The organism is Micromonospora sp. NPDC005171 (assembly GCF_040608575.1).
Taxonomy (GTDB): domain Bacteria; phylum Actinomycetota; class Actinomycetes; order Mycobacteriales; family Micromonosporaceae; genus Micromonospora.
The window spans coordinates 1-23443 of the sequence record NZ_JBEXIM010000061.1 but is presented as its reverse complement, the minus strand read 5'-3'; the positions used below and the strand labels follow the sequence as shown (position 1 = coordinate 23443).

The 23443-nt window shown below is 68.6% G+C and carries 25 protein-coding genes and 2 pseudogenes; 19 read left to right on the top strand and 8 right to left on the bottom strand.

The features are described from left to right. Nucleotides 1–280 precede the first annotated feature (280 nt). The 4 genes from ABZU74_RS32910 (at nucleotide 281) to ABZU74_RS32895 (ending at nucleotide 3993) form a co-directional block, all read left to right on the top strand. Complete coding sequence (locus ABZU74_RS32910; RefSeq protein WP_355432309.1) at nucleotides 281–463, top strand: hypothetical protein; 183 nt, start codon at nucleotides 281–283, stop codon at nucleotides 461–463. Between the two features lie 354 nt (nucleotides 464–817). Beyond that, a complete protein-coding gene (locus ABZU74_RS32905) occupies nucleotides 818–1273 on the top strand; it encodes an SRPBCC family protein (RefSeq protein ID WP_355432306.1) in 456 nt (151 codons plus the stop codon). 899 nt (nucleotides 1274–2172) lie between these two features. Further along, nucleotides 2173–3567 carry a tannase/feruloyl esterase family alpha/beta hydrolase gene (locus ABZU74_RS32900; RefSeq protein WP_355432304.1) on the top strand — a complete coding sequence of 465 codons (1395 nt, stop codon included), beginning with the start codon at nucleotides 2173–2175 and terminating at the stop codon, nucleotides 3565–3567. A 147-nt stretch (nucleotides 3568–3714) separates the two neighbouring features. After that, nucleotides 3715–3993 carry an alpha/beta fold hydrolase gene (locus tag ABZU74_RS32895; RefSeq protein ID WP_355432319.1) on the top strand — a complete coding sequence of 93 codons (279 nt, stop codon included), beginning with the start codon at nucleotides 3715–3717 and terminating at the stop codon, nucleotides 3991–3993. Here the strand turns inward: ABZU74_RS32895 and ABZU74_RS32890 are convergent. Together ABZU74_RS32890 and ABZU74_RS32885 are read right to left on the bottom strand one after the other, a co-directional pair. Beyond that, nucleotides 3979–4350 (bottom strand): low temperature requirement protein A, encoded by a 372-nt coding sequence (locus tag ABZU74_RS32890; protein ID WP_355432301.1) that lies wholly within the window; start codon nucleotides 4348–4350, stop codon nucleotides 3979–3981. The two genes, ABZU74_RS32895 and ABZU74_RS32890, sit on opposite strands and share 15 nt — an antisense overlap. 81 nt (nucleotides 4351–4431) lie before the next feature. Continuing rightward, nucleotides 4432–5259, bottom strand: a complete 828-nt coding sequence (locus ABZU74_RS32885) for an SDR family NAD(P)-dependent oxidoreductase (RefSeq protein WP_355432298.1) — start codon at nucleotides 5257–5259, stop codon at nucleotides 4432–4434. Nucleotides 5260–5318: 59 nt separating this feature from the next. Between ABZU74_RS32885 and ABZU74_RS32880 the strand changes: the two genes are divergently transcribed. From ABZU74_RS32880 to ABZU74_RS32870, 3 genes are all read left to right on the top strand, one after another. After that, nucleotides 5319–5984 carry a TetR/AcrR family transcriptional regulator gene (locus ABZU74_RS32880; protein ID WP_355432295.1) on the top strand — a complete coding sequence of 222 codons (666 nt, stop codon included), beginning with the start codon at nucleotides 5319–5321 and terminating at the stop codon, nucleotides 5982–5984. Between the two features lie 603 nt (nucleotides 5985–6587). After that, nucleotides 6588–7250, top strand: coding sequence for a VOC family protein (locus ABZU74_RS32875; protein WP_355432292.1), 663 nt, complete (start codon nucleotides 6588–6590; stop codon nucleotides 7248–7250). A 70-nt stretch (nucleotides 7251–7320) separates the two neighbouring features. Then, nucleotides 7321–10086: a BREX system ATP-binding domain-containing protein gene (locus ABZU74_RS32870; RefSeq protein WP_355432290.1), complete on the top strand. Its 2766-nt coding sequence runs from the start codon at nucleotides 7321–7323 to the stop codon at nucleotides 10084–10086. Between the two features lie 227 nt (nucleotides 10087–10313). Here the strand turns inward: ABZU74_RS32870 and ABZU74_RS32865 are convergent, their stop codons facing one another. Continuing rightward, nucleotides 10314–10583, bottom strand: coding sequence for a DUF2283 domain-containing protein (locus tag ABZU74_RS32865; protein ID WP_355432287.1), 270 nt, complete (start codon nucleotides 10581–10583; stop codon nucleotides 10314–10316). Nucleotides 10584–11109: 526 nt separating this feature from the next. Here ABZU74_RS32865 and ABZU74_RS32860 point away from each other — a divergent pair. The 7 genes and pseudogenes from ABZU74_RS32860 to ABZU74_RS32830 all read left to right on the top strand — a co-directional run bounded on the left by ABZU74_RS32860 (nucleotide 11110) and on the right by ABZU74_RS32830 (nucleotide 16477). Continuing rightward, nucleotides 11110–12018, top strand: coding sequence for an NtaA/DmoA family FMN-dependent monooxygenase (locus ABZU74_RS32860; protein ID WP_355432284.1), 909 nt, complete (start codon nucleotides 11110–11112; stop codon nucleotides 12016–12018). Further along, nucleotides 11934–12398, top strand: coding sequence for a hypothetical protein (locus tag ABZU74_RS32855; RefSeq protein WP_355432281.1), 465 nt, complete (start codon nucleotides 11934–11936; stop codon nucleotides 12396–12398). The genes ABZU74_RS32860 and ABZU74_RS32855 overlap by 85 nt, the downstream gene beginning before the upstream one ends. Further along, entirely contained in the window at nucleotides 12395–13435 is a 1041-nt protein-coding gene (locus ABZU74_RS32850) for an LLM class flavin-dependent oxidoreductase (protein ID WP_355432278.1), read from the top strand. The genes ABZU74_RS32855 and ABZU74_RS32850 overlap by 4 nt, the downstream gene beginning before the upstream one ends. A 49-nt stretch (nucleotides 13436–13484) precedes the next feature. Further along, entirely contained in the window at nucleotides 13485–13865 is a 381-nt protein-coding gene (locus tag ABZU74_RS32845; RefSeq protein ID WP_355432275.1) for an SDR family NAD(P)-dependent oxidoreductase, read from the top strand. After that, the gene (locus ABZU74_RS32840; RefSeq protein ID WP_355432315.1) at nucleotides 13862–14875 is read left to right on the top strand and encodes a cytochrome P450; all 1014 of its coding nucleotides are present in this window, start codon (nucleotides 13862–13864) and stop codon (nucleotides 14873–14875) included. Before ABZU74_RS32845 ends, ABZU74_RS32840 begins: the two co-directional genes overlap by 4 nt. A gap of 5 nt (nucleotides 14876–14880) precedes the next feature. Beyond that, a pseudogene (locus ABZU74_RS32835) lies at nucleotides 14881–15918 on the top strand (carboxylesterase family protein); the annotation flags it as partial. Between the two features lie 151 nt (nucleotides 15919–16069). Beyond that, nucleotides 16070–16477, top strand: coding sequence for a carboxylesterase family protein (locus tag ABZU74_RS32830; RefSeq protein ID WP_355432312.1), 408 nt, complete (start codon nucleotides 16070–16072; stop codon nucleotides 16475–16477). A gap of 466 nt (nucleotides 16478–16943) precedes the next feature. On the opposite strand, the gene ABZU74_RS32825 is transcribed toward ABZU74_RS32830, so the two are convergent. The 3 genes from ABZU74_RS32825 to ABZU74_RS32815 all read right to left on the bottom strand — a co-directional run bounded on the left by ABZU74_RS32825 (nucleotide 16944) and on the right by ABZU74_RS32815 (nucleotide 17977). Next, nucleotides 16944–17084: a hypothetical protein gene (locus ABZU74_RS32825; RefSeq protein WP_355432272.1), complete on the bottom strand. Its 141-nt coding sequence runs from the start codon at nucleotides 17082–17084 to the stop codon at nucleotides 16944–16946. Next, complete coding sequence (locus ABZU74_RS32820; RefSeq protein ID WP_355432269.1) at nucleotides 17081–17608, bottom strand: hypothetical protein; 528 nt, start codon at nucleotides 17606–17608, stop codon at nucleotides 17081–17083. Before ABZU74_RS32820 ends, ABZU74_RS32825 begins: the two co-directional genes overlap by 4 nt. Before the next feature lie 66 nt (nucleotides 17609–17674). Next, nucleotides 17675–17977, bottom strand: a complete 303-nt coding sequence (locus ABZU74_RS32815) for a hypothetical protein (RefSeq protein ID WP_355432266.1) — start codon at nucleotides 17975–17977, stop codon at nucleotides 17675–17677. A gap of 162 nt (nucleotides 17978–18139) precedes the next feature. On the opposite strand from ABZU74_RS32815, the gene ABZU74_RS32810 reads away from it, so the two are divergent. Beyond that, a complete protein-coding gene (locus tag ABZU74_RS32810; RefSeq protein ID WP_355432263.1) occupies nucleotides 18140–18403 on the top strand; it encodes a hypothetical protein in 264 nt (87 codons plus the stop codon). Nucleotides 18404–18724: 321 nt separating this feature from the next. Further along, nucleotides 18725–19114: a hypothetical protein gene (locus ABZU74_RS32805; RefSeq protein ID WP_355432322.1), complete on the top strand. Its 390-nt coding sequence runs from the start codon at nucleotides 18725–18727 to the stop codon at nucleotides 19112–19114. Here the strand turns inward: ABZU74_RS32805 and ABZU74_RS32800 are convergent. Next, nucleotides 19037–19585 (bottom strand): family 43 glycosylhydrolase, encoded by a 549-nt coding sequence (locus tag ABZU74_RS32800; RefSeq protein WP_355432260.1) that lies wholly within the window; start codon nucleotides 19583–19585, stop codon nucleotides 19037–19039. The genes ABZU74_RS32805 and ABZU74_RS32800 overlap by 78 nt on opposite strands. A 380-nt stretch (nucleotides 19586–19965) precedes the next feature. On the opposite strand from ABZU74_RS32800, the gene ABZU74_RS32795 reads away from it, so the two are divergent. Then, nucleotides 19966–20520 (top strand): nucleotidyltransferase family protein, encoded by a 555-nt coding sequence (locus ABZU74_RS32795; protein WP_355432258.1) that lies wholly within the window; start codon nucleotides 19966–19968, stop codon nucleotides 20518–20520. Between the two features lie 178 nt (nucleotides 20521–20698). Continuing rightward, nucleotides 20699–21307 (top strand): hypothetical protein, encoded by a 609-nt coding sequence (locus ABZU74_RS32790; RefSeq protein WP_355432254.1) that lies wholly within the window; start codon nucleotides 20699–20701, stop codon nucleotides 21305–21307. A 171-nt stretch (nucleotides 21308–21478) separates the two neighbouring features. Here the strand turns inward: ABZU74_RS32790 and ABZU74_RS32785 are convergent, their stop codons facing one another. Continuing rightward, a complete protein-coding gene (locus ABZU74_RS32785) occupies nucleotides 21479–21853 on the bottom strand; it encodes a DUF1062 domain-containing protein (RefSeq protein WP_355432251.1) in 375 nt (124 codons plus the stop codon). A 742-nt stretch (nucleotides 21854–22595) separates the two neighbouring features. On the opposite strand from ABZU74_RS32785, the pseudogene ABZU74_RS32780 reads away from it, so the two are divergent. Then, nucleotides 22596–23350: pseudogene (locus tag ABZU74_RS32780) on the top strand (NlpC/P60 family protein); the annotation flags it as partial. Nucleotides 23351–23443: the final 93 nt, after the last annotated feature.

Here is a 23443-nt window from a genome sequence, read left to right as displayed (position 1 = left end):
GCACTCGATCCATACCCGTCTACCGACCAAGTCACCCTCATCGATCGGACCGGCTGTGCGACACACCCGACCATCCCACAAATCAAACGCGCTCTTAGCATTGCCCGATGGAATCAGGGGCCGGAACGATTGCCGCAGGAGTACGGGACCCCGCCGACGTTCGTCGGCGGGTCGCTCGCGGTCGCGGTGCGGCGATGGAGGTCTGCAGGTCGGTCAAGGGTCCGCCCCGAGGTTGTCCTACCACCCACTCAGCGGCCTGCAGCGCGGGGGGCTTGGCGGGATGCTGTCGCCCCTGCGGACGGCGCAGCGCCGCGGTGCCCCAGCGCTGCACCCGTGGCCTGAGCCGCTGCCCGCAACCTGGTCCGGACAACTGGAACGGCCGGAGCTGCTGCAGTACGTGCAGGTGAAGCCGAACATAGTCGTGGAGATCCAAGCTGACGTGGCGTTCGAGCACCAGCGGTGAAGCCACCGCGTCCGCTACGTTCGGGCACTGCCCGGGGTGTCGGTGTACGACGTACCCCTGCTACTCGGCGATGAAACCGGACGGCCAGGGACGAAGGATTACATCCGCCTCTGATCCCCGCCGCCTCAAACTGGGCTCATCCCCGGCCACGCTGGCGGCGCCGGGCGAAAGTCGACACGCAGGAGGCCACCACGGGCGAGCAAGCGACGCGCTACTCGACGACCACCGATGGCCGAGCCACTGGCGTCGACCAGTGAGTTGGAACGGAGAACCAGGGTGTGACACGGGCTCGCCAGGCTCCGCGGTCGGGAACTCTGAGAGGACGTCAGTCCGCGGGAGATCCAGGAGAACGCGATGTCCGTGATTCACTTCGTTCAGAGAACCACCGCGACGCCGGAGCAGGTTCTTGCCGCACTCACCGACTTCGGGCCGGGCCGCTCGGAGGTGTTTGGCAACAGCGCCGACGAGTATCTGACGGTGCACGGCCAGGGCCCTGGCTGGGCTGACGTCACGGAAGGCTCGGGCGGTATCTGGGAGCGTCTGCGCTATGACTGGTCGAACCCCCGCCGTGTCACCATGACGACGACCGATTCCAACCTCTGGGGCGGCCAGTCGGGTCACACCTATACGTTGCGGCCGCAGCCGGACGGGACGACGGTCCTGGACGTCGTGGTGGTTCGCGAGGGCAAGAACTTCAAGGGCCGCTTGACCGGCGTGGTGCTGGGCTCGGTCGGCAAGGGCGTGCTGGGTAAGGCGTTGAAGAACACGCTCAAAGCCATCGAAGCCCGCAGCATGGCCATCGGTGGTTGACCGGACGTTCCGAGGTGCGGGCGTGGCACGGCCGCACCCTCTGGCCAGCCGACGGTGCACGCCTGATGGGTCGGACGTCGGCCGACACCAAGAATGATCTGCCCTCCCCCTGGTTGCTGGGCCACCCTGGCATCGGACGCCCACCAGTGCGTGCACGCGCTCACGCAGCGAGACCAACCCCGACGGCAGCCCGGTCCTCGACCCGAGCAAGCAACTCAAGACACCCGAACAGGTCGCCGCAACGCCGGTATGGTGCGCCACGAGCCCGCAGCTCGCCGGCAAGGGCGACGTCTACTGCGAGAACTGCGACATCGCCACCCTCGCCCGCGACACCGATGCCGACACCGCGCACCTCGGTGGCTTCAACGACCTCTCGGGGGGCGCGCCACACGCGATCGACCCAGCGCAGGCCAAGCACTTGTGGACGCTCAGCGAAGAGCTGACCGGTGTCCACCTCCTCTAGAAGACGATCGAGACCGGCGTCCGCCATCCCGCTAGATCGCGAGGTCGCGGCGAGTTGGTTCCGCTACCGCCACCTGCCCGAGTTCAGCTGGTGACCATGACAAGACTGAATCGCGCGGCCGGGCTGCGGACGCCGGTCGCGCGGCCCGGAGCCTTCGCAGGTCGTGCCAGCAGACACAACGCTCAACCACTCACCCGGAGTGCCTCGGGTCCTGGGCCAGGGTGCACCCCAGTGCCTCACCCTGGGGTCAGGTCGTCCCGGTTAGGTGAGGGTTTTGGGTATGAAGCGACGCTTGATGATTCTGATGGCCGCAGCAGTACCACTAGCGGCCTCCCTCACGCCCGTAGCTGTCAACGCCACTACCCGCGACGGCGGCACGACCGCCGCTACCACCTGCGCCGCCGTTCCGGTTTCCGCGCCGTCTGGCACGTCAGTGGTGTCCGTCAAGGCTGTCTCCAGGGCCGGCGGCGACTTCACGTTCCCCTCCATCCCGGGGCTCCCGCAGAATCCGCCGATCAACGCCGTGCCTGCCTGGTGCGACATCAATGTGGTCGTGACCCACCCGGGCGCGAATGACACCGTCACCATCAAGGTCTCGCTCCCCCAGGATGCGAAGAACTGGAACGGACGTTTCCAGGCCACCGGCGGCAGCGCCTACTCCGCCGGCGACCTCAGCGATCTGAGCGTCCCGCTGATCAGCGCGGTCAAGGGTGGATACGTCGGCGCGGCCACCGACGCTGGCGTCAAGACCGGCCTCGACGCCAGTTGGGGGCTCACCGACGGAAAGATCAACACCGGCCTGCTCACCAACTTCGCCTCCCGCTCTGTGCACGACATGGCGGTCATCGGCAAGGACGTGGCCAACAAGTTCTACCAGCGCACGGTGAAGTACTCGTACTTCACCGGCTGCTCGACCGGTGGCCGCCAGGGCTACTCGGAGGCACAGAACTACCCGACGGACTTCCAGGGCATCCTCGCGAACGCGCCGGCGATCGAGTGGAACCGGTTCGAGATCGCCACGCTGTGGTCGCAGGCCGTCTACAACGAAGAGAAGGTCGCCCCGTCGCAGTGCGAACTGGCCGCCTTCAACACCGCTGCAGTCACAGCCTGCGATCCCCTCGACGGCGTCAAGGACGGCGTCATCCACAACCCGCAGGACTGCAAGTGGGACGCCCGTCGCCTGGTCGGCAAGAAGGTCGTCTGTGAAGGCGAGGAAATCACCATCACCCAGGCGGTCGCCGACGCGGTCAACAAGATCTGGGCCGGCCCGGTCTCACCGTCCGGCAAGAAGCTCTGGTACGGCCAGAACAAGGGCTCCGCGTTCAACTTCATCGCCAACCCCGGCGCGCCCTTCCAGGTTCCCGACCAGTGGGCCAAGTACTTCGTGACGAAGAACCCGTCGTTCGACAGCACCAAGCTCACCTACAAGACGTTCACGCAGCTCTTCACCTCGGCGACCAAGCAGTACGACGACATCATCGCCAACAACGACCCGAACCTGTCGGCCTTCGCCACGGCTGGCGGCAAGCTGCTCACCTGGCACGGCCAATCAGACCAGCTGATCCCGACCCAGGGCACGGTCGACTACCGCAAGCACGTCAACGCCGCCCTCGGCGGTAACAAGCGCGTCGACAACTTCTACCGCCTCTTCCTGCTGCCCGGCGTCGACCACTGCGGAACGCCGCTCTTCAGCACCGGTCCGCTGGTCAACCCGAGCGCCGACCTCGACGCCCTGGTCAACTGGGTGGAAAAGGGCCAAGCCCCGGAGACCCTCCCAGCCACGTCCGTAGACGGCAAGACCACCAGCAACATCCACCACTACCCGCGGTGACCCGCCATAGCGGCCGCGACAACACCAAGGCGGCGAAGTGCCGCCGCGTCGCGGCCTGAACTGAACCGAATCAACACGGCGGCCCCGGATTGACATCCGGGGCCGCCACTTGAGATTCACTATTGAGGCGCGAGAGTTTCGTTCAGCATCGCGGGTGTCCTGCTGCTCCTGCGTGGCTGGCCGTATGACATCCACAGCTTCGTCGACGTCGTGCCTTTGTTGACGGCCGCCGGTTACCGGGTCATCGTGCCGGACCTGCGGGGTTACGGCACGACGCGGTTTCGGTCCAGCGACGCCATGCGTAACGCCCAGCCGGCGGCGATGGCCATGGCACCATCGCGCTCACGCACGCCTCAACACCACGTTCCCGCCGGGGCGGGGCGTCCGCCGGTGCCCCTGCACGTCGATGGGTCAATGAGGTGGTAGGGGTGCCTCGGGTGGGCGGCCCCAGCTGCGCCGAGTGTCGGTGATGGCCACACCCGCGAGTACCAGGGCGGCGCCGAGCTCGGTAAACACCGGTGGTAGGAAGATGACGCCGGGAGCGATCGCGAGCAGTGCCAGTAGTCCGCCGGGGCGCGAGAGTGAGATGCGGCTGAATACCTGGTATTCGAATGTGGCCCGGCCGAGTAGGAAGAGCGCGGGGCCGCCGAGGATGACGGCGACCCTGCGCCTGGATCCTGGACCGCGGCGCGACGACCCAAGCGAGCGCTTACCGGTTGCCTGCAGAACACCGGCGAGGGTGACAGTTGTGGGCCTGGCCGGTGCCGGCCAGGCCCACAACATCGATCAGTTGCCGCATGGACGTTTCGTAACACCCGCCGGCGCCGCGTCGGGGCATCTCTTCGTGTCGGCGATGTCCGAGGCTCAGGTGACGTTGCGGATGTGGCCGCCGTCGACGCGGATGTTGGCGCCACTGATGTAGCCGGCCAGCGGGCTGGCGAGGAAGGCGACCGCGGTGGCGATCTCGTCCGGCCGGCCGAGTCGTCCGATGTCGTTGGGCACCAACTCGTTCGTCGCGTCCTGCTCGATCTGCTCCCAGGTGTTGCCCCAGCCGCGATCAGGGGCGATCTCGGTGAGCAGATCCTTGACGGCCTCGACGAGGATCGCGCCGGGCGCGACGATGTTGGACGTCACGCCAGTGCCCTTCAGTTCCCGGGCGAGTGAGACCGCCAGGTTGTGTCGGGCGGCGAGGGTGGCGTTGTACTGCGGGTGCTGGAACAACGGCTGGGTCGCGAGACCGCCACCAATGGTGATGACGCGCCCCCAGCCACGCTCGCGCATGGCAGGCACGAGTCGCTGGATCATCCGTACGCCGGAGATGACGTTGCCCTCGTAGGTCTCGCGCCAGGAGTCCGGCGTGGCGTCAGTCCAAGAGAGGTGCTTGTAGGCGCCAGCGTTGTTGATCAGGATGTCGACCGGGCCTCCGGCCAAAGCCGCAGTGGCTACCGCGTCCGCACCCCCGTCCGTGGTGAGGTCACCAAGGGCGATGTCGGCTTTTCCGCCCTCTGCGCGGATCGCCTCGGCCACCGCCGTGGCCCGCTTTTCGTTCCGTCCGTGGACGATCACCTGGGCGCCTTCGGCGGCGAGCAGGCGCACCATCGCCTCACCGAGCCCGGAGCTTGAGCCGGTCACCAGGGCACGTTTGCCGGTCAGTTGCAGGTCCATCAGGTTCTCCTCTTCCTCCTCAGCCATCACACTGCTATGTCTACGACTGTAGACATGCTTGAAGCGAGTAGTCTACACTCGTAGATGTGACGGCAGGCACAGACAAATCCGCAGACGGCCCGCGGCGGCGCGACGCCAGCGCCACTCGCGAGGCAATCCTGAACTCAGCGATAGAGGCGTTCATCCGCCTGGGCTATGACGGCGCCGGCGTCCGCGAGGTCGCCGGGGGCGCCGGAGTGACCGCGATGCTGGTCAACCGCTACTTCGGCTCCAAAGAGCAACTGTTCGCTGAGGCGGTCGACCGCTCGTTCGCTCCGCCAACCGTCATCAACGACGACCCGAGCGACCTGAGCGAACGGACGGCGACCAGGTTGGCCGCGCGGACCTCGCCGGACGCGGACGACCTGGACCCGTTCCTGCTGATGCTGCGATCGGCAGCCAATCCACGGGCCGCCGAGATCATCCGCGCGGGCATCGAAAAGCACGTGGGACGGCGCCTGGCCGATATCCTGCCCGGGCCGGCTGCCGCCCCACGCGCGGAACTGCTGCTCGCCCTGATCGCTGGGGTATGGCTGATGCGTAAGGTCATCGGGACCCCGGCACTCGCCGGCATGGACCAAGCCGCCCTGACGCGAGAACTGCGCGATCTGATGCAACTCCTCGTCAACGCACAGCCGGCCACCAGCGGCGGCGATGCCGCACCCGGTGCGATCAGCTCCAGCTCAAAATGCACGGGCTTTGCATCGAACTAGTTGACGGGTGCGGCGGGTGGGTGGGTGGGTGGGTTGATCGGACTGCGAGTGCGCTGAGCAGTCTTCGGATCTCCAGTACGGTGTACCCAACCAGCATGTCGTCGTCGGGGCTCGTTCCCCTTTTGCGGTAAGAGATCGGGCTGCGGACAGCCAGGCATGGGCGGCCATCGACAGCAGCGAGTTACCGGACGCGGCGGTGGCCACCAGCGTGCGAACGAACCCTGGCACGCCTTCCTCACTCGGCACCTGCACCGCGGATGACGATGGTGCCCTCGCTGGCGGAACTGGCACCCCGGCGGATCCGCATCAACGGGTAAGCCCCCGCCCGATCGAAACCCCGATCTGGGCGAAGACGGGCATGCCGCCGGAGGCACTCGCTCGGGTCACGCAGACGGCTGCGGCCGGCGCACCCCTCCAGCGGCTCGGCACGGCCCAGGAGGTGACGGAGGTGGTCGCCTTCCTGGCCTCGGGCGCGGCCGGCTCGCCACGCGATTCCCGCGTTCCCCACCCGGAGCGAGATCTGGCTGCACCTGTTCAACGCGCCGGAACGGTGAGGCCCAGGGCACCTGCCAGGGGTTCTTCCTGGGGCGACACCAGGGTCCGATGCGCGACGGTAAGGACCGGACGTCGAACGGCATCCTGCGCAGCGGAGGAGTGAAGATCGTGGATTTCAAGCTCGAGGTCATCGTCCTGCCGGTTTCGGACGTGGACCGGGCCAGGGATTTCTACCAGAAGGTTGGCTTCCGGCAGGACGTGGATTATGTCGCCCCGGACGGCTTCCGCGTCGTGCACTTCACCCCGCCCGGCTCGGCTTCCTCGCTGATCATCGGCGAGGGAGTGTCCGACGCCGCGCCGGGATCGGTGCAGGGCGTACACCTCGTGGTGGATGATGTCGTCGCCGCCCGAGCGGAGCTGGTCGCCCGTGGGATCGAGGTGAGCGAGGTCTTCCACGACGCCGGTGGCGTGTTCCACCACGCCGGCACGCGCGACCGGGTGACCGGCCCCCAGCCTGATCGGCGGTCGTACAGCTCGTTCGCGTCGTTCAACGACCCGGACGGCAACGGCTTCGTGCTCCAGGAGGTCACCGCGCGGCATCCGGGACGTATCGCCCACGTCGTCTACGGCTCGGTGGCCGAGGTGGAACAGGCTCTGCGCGACGCCGCTGTGGCGCACGGCCGGCACGAGGCGGAGCTCGGTCACGAGGACCCGGACTGGCCGAGCTGGTACGCCAACAACATGGCGCGGGCCGCCGGCCTCGGCTCCTGACTCCGGCACGTTCCCTCGCGCTGTCGACGCGTGAGGGACCGCAGCCCTGAGCAGGCCGTACGCGGGGTTGGTGATCTCAGTCGGTGTAATCTCTCCGTCGGGGAGGGGTGACGTGCCGGGTAACACCGACAATTTCGTATTGCGGGGGCGGCGGCGCGAGCGGGAGACGCTCGACCGGCTGCTGCGCGACGTCCGTGCCGGACACAGCCGGGTGCTGGTGCTCCGCGGCGAGGCGGGTGTTGGTAAGAGCGCACTACTGGACTACCTGGGTGAGAACGCTCCGGCCGGTCGCGTGACCCGGGCCGCCGGGGTGGAGCCAGAGTCCGAGATCGCGTACTCGGCGCTGCAGCAACTCTGCGCACCGCTGCTCGGTCACCTCGACGCGTTGCCGGAGCCGCAACGGGTCGCCCTCGCCACCGCCTTCGGGCTGAGCCCCGGCGACCCGCCGGAAGGGCTGCTCATCGGCCTCGCTGTGCTCGGTCTGCTCGCGGAGGCCGCGTCGGAACGGCCGCTGGTCTGCATCGTGGACGACGTGCAGTGGATGGACCGGATGTCGGAGGTCATCCTCACCTTCGTCGCCCGCCGGCTGGACGAGGAGTCGCTCGCGCTGGTCTTCGCCTCCCGCAGCCCGGGGGACGAACAGATCCTCGGCAGCCTGCCGGAGTTGCGCGTCGACGGGTTGCCGGCCGCGGAGGCACGGGCGCTGTTGGACTCGGTGTTGTCCGGGCCAGTCGACAACCGGGTCCGCGAGCGGATCGTCGCCGAGACGCGCGGCAACCCGCTCGCACTGCTCGAACTGCCGCGCGGCCTGACGCCAGCGCAGCTGGCGTTCGGCTTCGGCGGACAGGCCGCGACGCCCTTGGTAAACCAGATGGAAGAGGGCTTTCAACGGCGCATCGCCGCGCTTCCGGCGAACACGCGCCGGCTCCTGCTCGCCGCAGCGGTCGAGCCAGTGGGTGACGTGACCTTGCTCTGGCGTGCCCTCGATCAGTTGCGGGTCGGGCCCGACGCCGCCGCGCCGGCCGAAGCTGCCGGGCTCGTCGAGTTCGGGGCCCGGGTGCGGTTTCGTCACCCGCTGGTGCGTTCGGCCGCCTGGCGGTCGGCCGAGGCCGCGGAGCTGCGTGAGGTGCACCGTGCGCTGGCCGAGGCGACCGACCCGGAGCATGATCCCGACCGCCGCGCCTGGCACCGGGCGCACGCCGCCCTCGGGCCGGACGAGGCGGTCGCCGGTGAACTGGAGCGTTCGGCCGGACGTGCCCTCGCCAGGGGCGGCCGGTCCGCCGCTGCGTCCTTCCTTGAGCGCGCCGCCGAGCTGACCCCGGACCCGAAGTCGCGTGCCGCACGCGCGTTGGGCGCCGCGCGGGCCCGACTGGAGGCCGGGGAGCTGAATCAGGTGCCGGATCTGCTGGCGGCGGCTGAGTCGGGTCCGCTCGAACCGTTGCAGCAGGCCGGGGTGGAGCGTCTGCGGGCGCAAGTCGCCTTCGCGCTCAACCCCGGCAGGGCCGCCGGGCCGCCACTGCTCGCGGCCGCTCGCCGCCTTGAAGAACTCGATCTCCGTGCGGCGCGAATGACGTACCTCTCGGCGCTGGGTGCCGCCGTGCACGCTGGCCGCCTCGGTGGCGGTGACCTGCGCCGGGCGGCCGAAGCCGCCCGCGGCGTGCCGGCCGGCGACGAGCCCGCTGGCCTGTTCCTGACCGCCCTCACGGCGTGGACCCTAGACGGGTACGCGCCCGCCGTGCCGCATCTCCGCCGGGCCCTCGACACGATGACGGCGGACGAGAATCTGTACCTGCTCTGGCTGGCCGGGCCAGTCGCGCACGAGGTGTGGGACGACGCAGCCTGGTATCGGCTCACCGAACAGGCGGTCCGCTTCGCCCGTACCACCGGAGCGCTGTCGCTGCTCCCCACGGCCTTGACCTTCCGCGCAGGGGCCCTGGTGTTCGCCGGGCGCTTCGCCGACGCGTCCGGCTTGCTCGACGAGGCCGATGCCCTCGGCCAGGCCACCGGGATGGCGCCGCATCCGTCGGCGTTGCTCACCCTGGCCGCGCACCGGGGCCGGGAGTTGCCCGCGATGGAGCTGATTGACGCGACCATCAAGGACGCCGAGGCGCGCGGCGAGGGTCGCCTGCTCGGCCTGGCCGGCTACGCCAGGGCGGTGCTGTCCAACGGGCTCGGCCAGTATCAGGCCGCGCTGGAAGCCGCACGTCAGGCTACCGAGTACGAAGACCTCGCCGTCTTCAACTGGACGCTCGGCGAGCTGGTTGAGGCCGCCGTACGAGTCGGGGACGCCGACGTGGCCGCTGAGGCCCGCGAGTGCCTTGCGCAGCGGGTCGGTGCCGCCGGCACGGATTGGGCGCTTGGCGTCGGGGCCCTCGCCGACGCCCTGGCAGGACCGTCCGGGCAGGCCGAGGACCGGTACCGCGAGGCGATCGAGCGACTGACCCCGGGTCAGCTCGGTCTGCAACTGGCCCGGGCCCGACTGCTGTACGGCGAGTGGCTGCGCCGGGAGAACCGCCGCGCCGATGCCCGGAACCAGCTGCGCGCCGCTCACGGCGCGTTCGCCACGATGGGCGCCGAGGCATTCGCCGAGCGGGCGAGCAGGGAACTTCTCGCCACCGGAGAGACCGTCCGCAAGCGGACGGTTGGCGTACCTGTCGAGCTCACTCCACAAGAGGCGCAGATCGCGCGACTCGCCGTGGCGGGGCGGACCAACCCGGAGATCGGCGCCGCGCTGTTCCTCAGCCCGCGTACAGTCGAATGGCACCTGCGCAAGGTCTTCACCAAGCTGGGCATCGGGTCGCGCAGGGAGTTGGCGGCGGCCCTGCGCGACCGCTGACCGCGGGCCGGGCACCGCGGAACGTGCGCGAACATTCGGCTGGCGAGGTCGACGGCGACGCTCACCCGTCCGGTGTGCCCGCCACCCCGATGTCCTGGCCGCCCAACGCCGCGAACGCGCCCGCATCCGCATCGAACGACAACGACGCTGGGGTCAGGTCACTTGCTGTACCCGCAACGCCGCCTGATGACGGTGCGGACAACCCTGACCGGAACACCAGGCAAGCACTACGAGCGTTCATTTGTGGCTTGGCCCTGAGCGAGTATCTCCTGCAACAACGCCTGAGGCAGGTGCTTGCTGGCATCAAGAATCTCCAGCCCGAGGACGCGGCCCTCCGCATCAAGGTCGAGGTTGAACATGCCTTGGTCAGGCTCGAACATCGCCATCCGCCCGACGCCGCCAGGACCGATGGGGTGTTTGAGATAGATGTACGCCGCGTCAGCGACATTGTCGTAGGTACAGACCAGCGGCAGGCGCGCTTGCTTGAACATGGTCATCAGGCTGACCCAGAGCCTGATCCACCAGAGACACGCCCAGCGAACGCATCGCTGATGGGCCAGACCAACCTGCGCGGCAGCCCTGATCGACACCGTGAACGTTTGTGGTCACAGCACTAGCCGGTCACCCCGGGGAGACCATGCGGTGGCGCGAACGTGTGTGGCTGGGATGCTGGTGACCAACTGTGGGACGTCGTCGTTCAAGCGGTAAACGTCGACGGTTCGGTAGTCGAACTGTGCCGTTCCGGGGACGGCTGCACCAATGCCTCCCCTAGCAGCGCCGCCGTAACCTGCGGGAATCGCCGTGGATAAAAGTGATCGCCGCCGCGCACCACCCGAACCTCGAATGGACCGCCTGTGTGCCGCCGCCAGAGGCGAACCTCGTCGACACTTGCCAATTCGTCGCCGTCACCGACGATCGCCGTCACCGGCATGCCGGAGAACGGATACCTCTACCTCACGGCGGTCCGGGCGTGAATCAGACACGGATTCGGCCCGCACCGCGGCAGCCAGGAGGCGACCATGAGTGACAAGAAGCGATGGCTGCGGCTCGGGGCCATCATCGACGGCCCCGGCGGTCCACGTCGCCGCCTGGCGGCACCCGGCCGCGCCGCCGGATGCCCAGTTGGACTTCGCGTTCCACAAGCGCAACGCCGAGACGCTGGAACGCGGCCTGTTCGACTGTCTGTTCGTCCCGGACGTGGTCGCGATCTGGGGCACCGACGTGGAGCATCTGAGCCGGACGGCCCGCAACGAGCATTTCGAGCCGCTGACCCTGCTGGCCGCGTACGCCACGGTGACCGAGCACATCAGACTTGCGGCGACCGCCACGACGACCTACAACCAGCCGTACGACATCGCCCGCGCGTTCGCGTCCCTCGATCTGATCAGCGGGGGCCGAGCGGGCTGGAACGTGGTGACCTCGGCCGCGCCGTGGGAGTCCCGCAACTTCGGATTCGCCGAGCACATGGAACACGACCTGCGGTACGAACGGGCCGAGGAGTTCGTCGCGGCGGCGATGCGCCTGTGGGCGAACAGCGGCGACGCGACGGCGCCGGGCGCACCGATCGACCACGCGGGCGACTTCTTCTCCGTACGCGGTCCGCTGAACCTGCCGCGGACGCCGCAGGGCGCACCGGTGATCTTCCAGGCCGGCGCTTCGCCGGTGGGCCGGGCCTTCGCCGCCGCGCATGGCGAGGTGATCTTCACCAGGGCCACCCGGATGTCGGACGCTCAGGAGTTCTACGCGGACATGAAGGCGCGGGCGGTCAAGGCCGGCCGCCGCCCGGAGGACATTCAGATCTGGTTGGTCTCCAGCCGATCATCGGTGCGACAGAGCAGGCCGCGCAGATGCGGCTCGAGGAGTTGCAGGCCCTGGTGCCGGACATCGTCGCCCTGCGGACCTTGCAGGATCAGCTCGGCGACGTCGATCTGACGCGGTACCCGTTGGACGGCCCGGTCCCGGAAATCCCGGTGGCCAACCACTCGCACAGCACCGCCGAACGGTGGATCTCCCTCGCCCGGCGGGACGGACTGACCCTGCGCCAGCTCGCCATGCGCCAGACCGGCGACATCGTCGCGGGCAGCCCCGAGCAGCTGGCCGACCACATGCAGACGATGTTCGAGCAGGGCGCGGCGGACGGGTTCATTGTGGACTTCCCGTACCTGCCCGGCGCGCTGGAGGACTTCGTCTCGGCCGTGGTGCCCGGGCTCCGCCGGCGCCACCTGGTGCGGCCGGAGTACCTGCCCGGGACGCTGCGGGACAACCTCGGCCTCAGCACCCCGCGGCTGCGGGCGACGGCGGGTGTGCGATGACGGCGCGTACCGCACCGATGGCGTTGCTAACGGTCCCGGAAGCCGCACCGCGGCCGGACGACGGCCCGCAGTCCGGCTTCCGGCGGGTCGCCCAGGCCGTGCGCGACGCCGAGCAGGCCGGGGTGGACGCCGTGCTGCTCGAGGACGATCAGGCGATCGGCGGCGGCGTCCCGGCGAGGGGGTTTGAGGCCAGTACGCTCGCCGCGGCCCTGGCCGTCACGACGTCCCGGATCGGCCTGGTCGTGACGATCTCGACCGAGCACCTGGCCCCCTATCACGTCGCCCGCCGGCTGGCTTCGATCGACTACCTGTCCGGGGGCCGGGCCGGATGGCTGGCGGACAGCCCGGAGGGCGAGCCGCAGGCGGCCAACTACCACCGCCCGCCGGGGAAGCCGGCCGCCGACGACGTGACGGTCCAGCGCGCACGGGCGGCGGAGTTCGCGGATGTGCTCGCCGGTCTGTGGGACAGCTTCAGCGACGACGCGTTCCTCCGGGACCGGGAGTCGGGCGTCTACTTCCGGACCGAGCGTTTGCGCCAGCTCGACCACAAGGGCGAGCACTTCGATGTGGCGGGTCCACTGAACATCGGCCGGCCGCCGCAGGGCTGTCCTGTTCTGGTCCGCAGGCTGTCCGGGCCGGCCGACGTCACCTTCGCCGGGACTCGGGCCGACGTCGCGATCGTCGCGGGCGGCGACTCGGCCGACCTGTCCCAGATCCGCACCCAGCTGCGCCTCGCGGCCGGCACGGCCGGGCGGCCGGAGGGGGCCGTGCTCCTGCTTCTCGACGTCGTGGCCGGGTCCGGCCCAGGCGCCGACGCCGACCGGCTGCGCGAGTTGTTCGACGCCGGGCTGGTGGACGGATTCGTCCTGCGCGGAGCATCCGCCGGGCAAGGCTGTCCGGTGCACGCCGCCGGTGCCGACGACCAGGTGCACGCGCTCGTCGACACTCTCCGGCCGCACCAGGCGGCTCCGGTCCGGAGCGGAAGCACCCTCCGTGACCGGCTGGGACTCCCCCGACCCCCCGGCCGCTGGACCTGACCCCGCGGATCTCGACCATTCGGAGGCACCGATCATGACAAAAACAGCAGTGGTCACCGGCGGCGGTAACGGCATCGGACGGGCCATCGCCGAGCATCTCGTCGCCGCGGGCATCGAGGTGATCATCACCGGCCGGCGGGCCCAGGTTCTGCGGCAGACCGCGGCGGAGCTCGGCCCGCTCGCCCGAGCCCTGGATTTCGACGCGTCCGACCCGGACGCCGTCGAGGCAGCCGTCGCGCAGCTGCCCGGCACCATCGACATCCTGGTCAACAACGCCGGCGGTGCGACCGAGTACGCCTACTCCACACCGCCGCGGCACCAGCTCAAGGAACTGCGCGAGGCGTGGCTGCGCAATATCGAGGCCAACCTGATGATTTCGACCCGTCCAGTGAATTGCGCCGACTCAGCACCGAGGCGGCCGTGCGGATGATCGAGCTGGCCGACGGGACACCGGCGCTGCTGGTGACCGGATATCAGGAATCCCGGGCAGCGCTGGCCGACACCCGACTCAGCCGGCAACTGCCGAGCGCAGCGACGATGCTGCCGCTGCCGGAGGATATCCGGACCCGCATGATTGATTACGAGAAGCGCACGCCGACGTTCAATACGATGGATCCGCCCGAGCACACACGATACCGGCGGCTGCTCGTCGGTCAATTCACGGTGCGCCGGATGCGCGCGCTGGAGCCGCGGATCCGTACGCTGGTGAACAGTTGCATCGACACCATGCTGAAAAAGGGGCCGGTCGTCGACCTCGTCCAGGAATTCGCCCTTCCCATTCCGTCGCAGGTCATCTGCGAGCTGCTCGGGGTGCCCCTGGATGCGCGCAGTGACTTCGAGAGGCGCAATCCCGAGGACGACCTGATCTCCGCCCTGGCCCGGCCGGACGGCAGCAGCGGGCTGAGCGACGACGAGATCGCCGGGGTCGCCAACCTCATGGTCGTCGCCGGTCACGAGAGCACGGCCAACATGCTGTCGCTGGGCACGTTCCTGCTGCTCGAGAACCCCGACCAGATCGAGGCGGTCCGGGACCCCGAGCGGGTCCAGCCGGCCGTCGAGGAACTGCTGCGCTACCTCACCATCACGCACCTGGGCCTGATGCGCATCGCCAGAGAGGATTTCGAGCTCGGCGGCGTCCCGGTGCCGGAGGGCACGCTGGTGGTGGTCGCGGTCAACCAGGCCAACCGCGATCCCGGGCAGTTCCCCGAGCCCGCGGGCCTCGACCTCACTCGCCAGGCCGGCCACCACCTCGCGTTCGGCCACGGCATCCATCAGTGCATCGGCCAACATCTGGCCCGGCTGGAGATGGTCGTTGGCTACGCCGAGTTGTTCCGCCGGATCCCGACGCTGAGGCTCGCGGTACCGCCCGAGGAGGTTCCGCTCCGCAGTGCCATGGCGGTGTACGGCACGCACCAGCTTCCCGTGACCTGGGACGTCTGAGCGCCATGTCGCTCAGATACCGGGGCCGGCACCGTCCGGCGATGCTGTTGTCCATCGTCCTCGCCCTCGCCGGCATCGGTGTGCCCGGCGCCGCCTCCGCCGAGCCAGCCGGCCCGCCGCACGAGAGCGCCGGATTCGCTCGGCCGGTCGTCGCTGTCGCACAGGGCCGGATCCGTGGCATGCGCGCTGCCGGCGTGGACAAGTTCCTCGGCATTCCGTACGCGGCCGCTCCCACCGGTTCCCTCCGCTGGCGTCCGCCGACGGACGCACGCCCGTGGACCGGCCTGCGCGACGCGAGTGCTTTCGGGCCGACCTGTCCGCAGTTCGCCAGCATCAACGGCCCGGAATCCTTGGATGAGGACTGCCTCCGCGTCAACGTATTCCGCCCGACCGGAGTCGACGCTCGCCACCGGCTGCCGGTCTACTTCTTCATCCACGGCGGCGGACTCGTCACCGGCTCCGCCAACCAGATCGACGCGACCAGGACGGCCCAAGACAACCGGATCGTGGTCGTCACCATCAACTACCGACTCGGCGTGCTGGGCTTCCTCGGCCATCCGTCGCTCCGGGACGCCACCGGCGCGTCCGGCAACTACGGGCTAATGGATCAGCAGGCAGCGCTGCGATGGACGGGTGCCAACATCACCGCGTTCGGCGGCGACCCACGCAACATCACCCTCGGTGGTCAATCCGCGGGCGCAGGGTCCGTGTGCGCCCACCTCGTCTCGCCCGCCGTGCGCGGCCTCTTCCATCGAGCGGTAATGCAGAGTGGCAACTGCACGGCAACCACACCGGCGGTACTCGAAGCCAGTGGCGGCGCCTTCGCCGCCGCGGCGGGCTGTGCCGATCCTGCGGCCGCCGCGCAGTGCCTCCGGTCCAAGCCGATTCCGGAACTGCTCGCCACGGCATTGAGCGCTCCGGCAACTATCCTGCCGGTCGTGGACGGTCACGTCATTCCGGGTGCGCCCCTTGACCTGATCAGATCGGGGTCCTGGCACCGGGTTCCCGTCATCCTGGGCGCCAACCACGACGAACGAAGGATCTACACGTTCCTCGACGCTGCCTTCCCCCTCTCCGCCGACGACTACGTCGCCCGGGTCCGGGCACTGGCCGGCGTCCACGCCGACACCGTCCTGGCCGCGTACCCGTTGAGCGACTTTGCCGATCCGTCCACCGCCTGGTCGATCGTCCAGGGTGACGCCGGCATCGTCTGCCGAAACATCTTCCTGGCGACCGAATTCGCCCGGGCGAGCGCCGTCTGGCACTACGAGTTCGACGATCGGACGGCACCCGGCCAACTGGTCACCCCGGAGTGGTTCCCGCTGCGCGCGACACGGCGCCGAACTGCAATACTTCTTTGCCTTCGACTCGACGGCCCCGCTCAACCGGTCGCAGGAGCGGCTCGCCGACCGAATGCAGGCGTACTGGACGAGCTTCGCGACGTCGGGGTCGCCGCACGCGGCAGGCGGGCCGCACTGGCCGAAATTCACCGCCGGGCAACCCCGATCGATGTCATTCCGGGCGAACCAGATCACCGTACGGGATGACGTCGCCATCGAGCACCGGTGCGACTACTGGTTCTCCATCGGACTCGGCCGCTGAAGCATCTGGTGTCGAACGGCCAGCCGGGCGGTCGACCTGATCCTGGCGAGGCTCCCGGCAGGAGCACAGCGCCTCGCACCAGACGACAACGTCTACCGCGAGCTACGGCTCACCCTCACCTACGGCCCCGGTCGAAAAAGGGTTCACAGTGATCGCCCGACGTTGGGTCGTCGAACGCTCACTTGCGTGGCTGACCGCACACCGCCGCCGTCTTTCGATCACGACCCACGAAATCCGGCGTAGAAACTGTCGGTGAAGTCCCGTCGTCCTCGGGTGAGGAGTCGATCATGCGTGATGATCTCGCCTATCGCTGCTCGGGCACAAGTACCTGGCGGCGACGGGTGTTGCGGGCTCCTCAGCCGGAGCCCGGCGTCCTGCGTGACCATCCGGGGACGTGACGGGTCCGCGGCACGGTCCCGGGTCGTGCCGCGCACCCCCGTTCCGCGACAGGGGCGATAACCCGCCGTCAGCGAGGCAGGCGCGGCTGGTGGGGTGTGGCGGTGCGGCCGAGCGACGCCGCCAACTCCGCCACCCGCCGGGCAACCTCAGCAGGGTCGGCACCGCCGGACAGCGCCGCGACCGCGACCTGCCAGAGCCGGTCGATCACCGGATCCGACGGTCGGATCGGCAACACCCGGTACGGGCGGACCAGAGCCTCGGCGACCAGGAACATGTTGGTCTGAGCCGACCGGTGCCACTTGTCGACGCCGCCGGGCCCCCGGCAGAGGTCGTCGGCAGGGCGTACGGGGTGGCACCGCCGAGCAGCGCCGCGGTCGTCCGGGAGCGCGTGTCGAGCACCTCGTGGGTGGGGGCCGGCAGCCGGACCGGGGACGAGCGTTGGAGCGCGTCGGCGTACCGCCGGATCCGCTGCCGCTCGGCCGCCGTACGACCGGCCAACTCCTCCTCCACCACATCGTGGTCCACCACAGGCAGATCCCACTCGCGTCGTGACGGCAGCGACGGCGGCACCGTCGGCACGGTCGCACGTGCCCTGCTGCCCTCGGGGTCCGTCTGCTCGGCCTCCTCGGTGATCCGCCGCAGCTGCGACTCGACCGGTGCCGGCTTCCGCCCCGGCGCCAGCTTCTGCACCGGTGGCGGATCGTTCTCCGGGAGCACACTGACCGCGGGCACCGTGAGCAGCGGCGGGTCGACCGGTGCGTCCGGCCTGGCCTCGTACCTGGCGCTGAACTCGTCGAGCTACCGGTAGTGGTCCTGCATCGACCTCCACCACGCGGCCTCGGCCAACTCGCGCTTCTCCATCGTCTTCTGCCAGTGCTCACGCAGCGCCGGGTCCATCGACCTGCCGCCGTGGGGCCCCGCTGGCCCAGGCTCAGACGGGTTGGTTATCTGGCTGCCCAGGGCCGCGTACTTTGCCGCCGCCTCCGCCTCCCCCATCGCGACGAACTCGTCGCCGAGGCGGGCCAACTTCTGCTCGTGCGTCACGATCGCCTCGAACTCGCGGCGTACGTTGTCCGGCGCTCCGCTGTTGATGCCGAGCACCCGTCAAGACCCACATAAGTCGCATCCTGGTGAAGCTTGAGCTGCGCGACCGGCGGCGGCCTGGTCTACGACCGCCGACACCGTCGGGTCCTGGATAAGTTCAGACGCTGCAGGAGATCGGCCCCCGATGCGACATCCCGAAGACAAGGAAGAGACCAGCACATGAGCGAAAACCAGGGCCTCACGCCGCTGCGCTACGACCAGACGGGTCTGCAAGGAAGACTCGCCCGCGTCCTCGTCAAGGAACCCACCGATGAAGTCGACTGGCCCGCCGGACTACCGGCCGGGATCGAAACGGTTGTCATCCTCGACGATGAACCAAACCCACATCACACCTTGCGGGTGCACCCGCAGGACGACCCCACGCGCATAGCCTTGGTCGTGTTCGACCAGTTAGCGCTCTGCGAGAACGTGTCGGAGACGTGAGGACGATGGACCACCGACGCATCCAGCTGAACCGACGGCACAGCTGGGAGATGGGTGTACTGTTCGCAGCATTCCTCGACGCCTGTCCAGATGTCGAGTCCGAGGTTGACGGAGCTAGGATGACGGCAGACCAAGAGATTGCGTGGAGTGCCTACAGCGCCTCGCTTCTCGCTCGACATCAGGCCGAGCGATCCGCACTCGCGGCCGAGATCGAAGCCGAGCAGCGACGGCGCGCCGGCCTGTGACTGGTCGACCACGAACGGACTGCTACCGGCGGCGTTGACGAGACGGGTCCTTGTCGCCATCACGCCGATTCGGACCGTGACGGCCCCCACCGGCGGGCCATATGATTCCGAGATAGCAGATGAACGTGGCAAAGCAGCGGGGCTGCTGATGGTGACCGCTGGTGGCGTGCAGCAGGTGACGACAACCTCCTTCGGGATGGATCTCGTGCAGGAAGTGGCCCGCCTGCTCGGCTCGGCTCGGCTCGGCGAACATACGATCCACCAGGCTTGGCACCGCGTGGAGGCGGTGACGGTGGGCCCCACGCTGGTGCCGGCCGGTGGTTGGCCACCACCGCCGGGGTTGGGCGGCGGGCCTGCGGTGGTCTGCACCACGGGCTGGATGCTGCCGTCAGCGTTGAAGTACATCCGGTCCACCGCGACGGAACGGCGGAAGTTGCCTCCGCCGGGAGCGTTGGCGTTGTGGTAGACCACATACCACTGGCCGTTGAACTGGGCCACCCGGCGTGGTTGGTGGTTGAGGAGACCTGGCCGAGCACGACACCGCGGTGGGTCCAGGGACCCATCGGGTTGGTCGCGGTGGTGTACCGCTGGCCGGCGTAGCTCGACGAGGTGACGCAGCCCGGGGGTCGTTCGCCGCGTACATCATGTAATAGAGGCCATTGCACTTGAACATGAATGTCGCCTCCCAGAAGTTCGTCAGCCCCTGCGGGGCGACCACGGAACCCACCGTGTCGATCATGTTGCTGGCCAGCCGCACCGCCCGGGGAGCCCAGTAGCCGCCCCAGTAGAGGAACGCCTGGCCGTCGTCGTCGAGGAAGACGGTGGGTTCGATGTTCAGCGGCGAGGAATTCGGGGTGCTGTCGCTGATCAGCGGCCCGCCCTTCGCGTCGGCGAACGGGCCGAGGGGGCTGTCGGCGACGGCCACACCGATGTTCATCCATCCAGGGCCGTTGCCGTTGACGGAGGTGTACCAGTAATACCGCCGTTGCGCTGCTCGACCTCGCTGGCCCAGGCGTCCGCGCCGGCCCAGCCGAAGGCGCCGATACTCAAGCGGGCACCGTGATGGGTCCAGTTGGCCGCGTCGGTCGTGGAGAGCACGTGCCACTCGCGCACCGGACCGCGATGTCGACAACCGTGTCCACCTTTACGGCGGCCCCGCGCGCCGAGATAACCGCCAGCGAACCGTGCCCAAGCGATCAGCGACATGAGTGGATGTCTGCGGTGGTGATCGGCCGAAACAGGTGGGTCACGACTTCGCTCTGCCCTCAGCCTCGCCGCGCAAGCGGTGTGCACGTCTGCTGGTTTAGGGTCCCTGGGATGGTCATGAGCGTGCAGGACGTTGTGGGCGTGATCGAGTCAGACCCGGGAGCAATGAGAGTCCTTCGGGCTACGGCCGACCTTGGATTAGCGGATTGGTGGATCGGTGCCGGCTTCGTACGCAACCGCGTCTGGGACGCGATCAGCGGCCTCCCGGTCTCGCCGGAGCGCGACGTGGATGTCGCCTACTTCGACCCGGAAAAGCTGGACCCACGCGAAGACGCACGCGCCGAAGCCCAGGCCATAGCAGCCCTGCCTGGGGTGCCGTGGGAGATCCGTAATCAAGCACGGATGCATCTGCGCAATGGCGATGAGCCCTACACGTCCGCCCTGGACGCGATATCGCGCTGGCCCGAAACGGCGACGTGCGTCGCGGTGAATCTGCGGGGCGACTCTGTTCGCCTGTTGTCCTGCCACGGTCCGACTGACCTCGTGGGAATGGTTGTCCGCCCCTCTCCAGCCTTTAACAACGCAGCGGGCCGCGCGAAGGTACAGCGCCGCGTGGAGGTCAAGGGATGGCTAGACCGATGGGCCGGACTGCGGCTGGAGATCTAGCGCTCACGCCAAGCGAAGGAAGCGAACCCCTGACCGTCGCCGCCAGACCTGAGCGGCATCCGATCGGCAGGTCCACGCCTCCGCCGGCCACGACCAGCGACGCGCGATTTGCGGCTAGAGGCGTGCACCTGATCTCGGCAGGCAAAGCTCCCATGATGATCAGATACGCTGCGACCCCATGGGACATGTCCTCACCCGACTGGCCGGCTACGGGATAACGCTGACACCGCACTGGCCGTACAGCTTCGAGCGACACCAAGCCGGCTTGGACGCCGTACGGGTCACTCGCTGGACTCCCTCCGGCCCCGCACAGGTGGTAATCAAACCCCGTCAACTGACAGAGGGTAGCGACGTCGTGGACGTTGCAGATGGGCCGAACCATCCCTGCTGGTTCGTCGAGACGTCTACCTTCCGCCTACGCTGGCCCGCTCAGTTCACCGTTGAGTCACCCCAGGACGAAGGCGACGACACGCCGTTCTACCTACACGGACCGGGCGAGGCGACCATCTTCCCGCAAGGCCCGGTAGCGAAGGAACGACTGGTAGATCCGTACGCCCTTGTCGCGGCTGGACAGACCGTTCTGGATCAGCGCGAGGCCGACGACGGCTCCAGGTTGATCGAGTTGGGCTATCAGCACGACGAAAAACCGTGGTGGCAGATGCACTGGACGATCCCGTACGACTCAGACCGCGTCTTGGTCTTGACGGCTCAGGCGCTCTTGGTGCATTCAACACAGACTCGCGAAGCTGCGGAGGTTGTCGCAGCGAGTTTCGAACGCTGCCAGTAGAGGCCCCCGGACACATCCGCTCGTGGGCACGAAGGCGGGAACAGCGGCAGATCCGTACACCTGTAGAGCGTGTCGGGCCTAGAAGCTGCAGGTGTGGTGCCGTGGAGCTTCCGGAGTGAAGCCGCGAGGCGACCGCAGTTCGGCTACGTCCGGATGTATGCGCCGGGCCGTTCACCTTCGTCGCCGGTATCGGGCCGGCCCTGATCTTCGTTCGCGCCCGGTCATGAACGACCGCGCGCGGACCGCCGCATGATGCAGTCCGGGGCAAGGCCACCTTGCCTCTCGCCCCAGCTCAGGCCCACGGCGGGAGGAGTTGCCGGAGCAGCCCTCCAGAAGGATCGGATCCAGGTACCGGACCGGGACGCGATCGTGAACCGTGATTTTGCTGGCGCGGTCGCAGGAAACGCAGGTGACCAGGAGCAGGATGTCAAGGAGTTCGCCGGTGCCGGCGAGGCCGGAATGGCAGTGGACGCAGCGGAACTCAAGCAGGGGAAGGTGCGTGCGCCGAAGGGTCCAGGACGAAACGATATGAGGATGCGTAGACATGATCCCTCTGAAGACCTGACGGAAGGCATGGGAAAAGAGCCGACGGCGACGTCGGCGACCGATGCACGGGGAAGGTGTCAGGTCTAAAGAGCAGGCGGCGTCACGCGGGGTGAAGTCCTCTCGTGAGTGGGTCGGAGAAGAAAGATCCAGTTGCACGGTAGGGCGGGACGGGCTGGCGAGGCCACCCATTATTGTCTTGTGCCGAGCACTGAGGGTCAGGGCCGGCGAACCGGGCATCCACCACGCGTCGTTCGCCCTTGGCCCCTGTCTGCCGTATTCCGGCCGCCCCCGTGGGACTTGTTCCTCCCGCTGGCCTTCGCCCTGTCCTTCGGCAGCCTCGCGGGGACGACCGCCGCCTACCTGCCACGGCGGATTGGTGAACAGAGAGGATAGAAGCAGCCGCCTCGAAAGCCCGAGCCCGCACATCCGCCGTCGTCACGGCGGCGCTCGCATCGAGGCAGAGCGGACGGCAGGCCAGGGCACGTCTAAAGCGGATCCAGAAGCAGCACGCCATCCGGCGAGTAGAAATACTCGCGCACATGCCGAGCCCAGTCTTCGATCTTCGGATCTTCCCACTGCGACAACCACTCAGACAGATGCGCGTGCCCGTCAGTGTGCCCGTTCTCGAGGACCCACTGAAGCGTTTCGCATCTGCCCGCTCCGAAGATGGCCTGGGCATCGAAGCCGTCGCCTAGATCCATCTCACCCGTGCGAAACTTCGCCCCATACAGGCGGGGTGAGTCCGCGGGGGTGGGTCATCGCCGTGGCGACCGCGATGCAGGAGTCCACGCTGCGCAACCTGCCCGGCGGGGACCGCGACTCCGCCGGGTTGTTCCAGCAACGCTCGTCCCAGGGCTGGGGCACCCGTGCCCAACTGCAGGAACCCCGCTACGCCGCCGGGAAGTTCTACACCGCGCTGCTGGCCGTCGACGGCTGGCAAGCTATGGCACTGGCCGACGCCGCGCAGGCCGTGCAGCGCTCCGCCTACCCGGGCGCGTACGCGAAGTGGGAAGACGACGCGATCGCCCTGATCCGGATTCTAACCGGTGGCACCGCTGCCGGCCCGGTCGCCGGGGACCTGGAGCAGGCGATGAGCAACCCGCTGTGCCTGTTCGATGGCGGCGACGGCCAGCTCGGCAGCGACCAGGTGCCCCTGCCCGCCGGATTCAGCGTGGCGCTGGGAACCGCGCTGCCGGTGGTCACCGCCATCCGGTGGGCCCTGGCGCAGCTCGGTACCCCCTACACCTTCGGCGGGGACTGCACCGCCGCGCACTCCGGCATCCCGGCCCGTCAATGCGACTGCTCATCGCTGATCCAGCAGGCCTACCGGGCCGCCGGTATCGGCATTCCCCGCACCACCAGCGACCAGGTCCACGCCGGCACCGCCGTCGTCGACTACCGGGACCTACGACCGGGGGATCTGTTGTTCATCCCCGGCAGCCGCGGCAGCGCCGCCCGGCCCGGCCCGGCCACGTCGGCCTGTACCTCGGCCAAGGAGCCATTTTCATCGTGACGGTGCAGGTCACGGGCGGTGCGGGAGGCCGCTGTCCATGTAGGACGAGGCTCCCGGTAAGACAGCAATCGACCAAG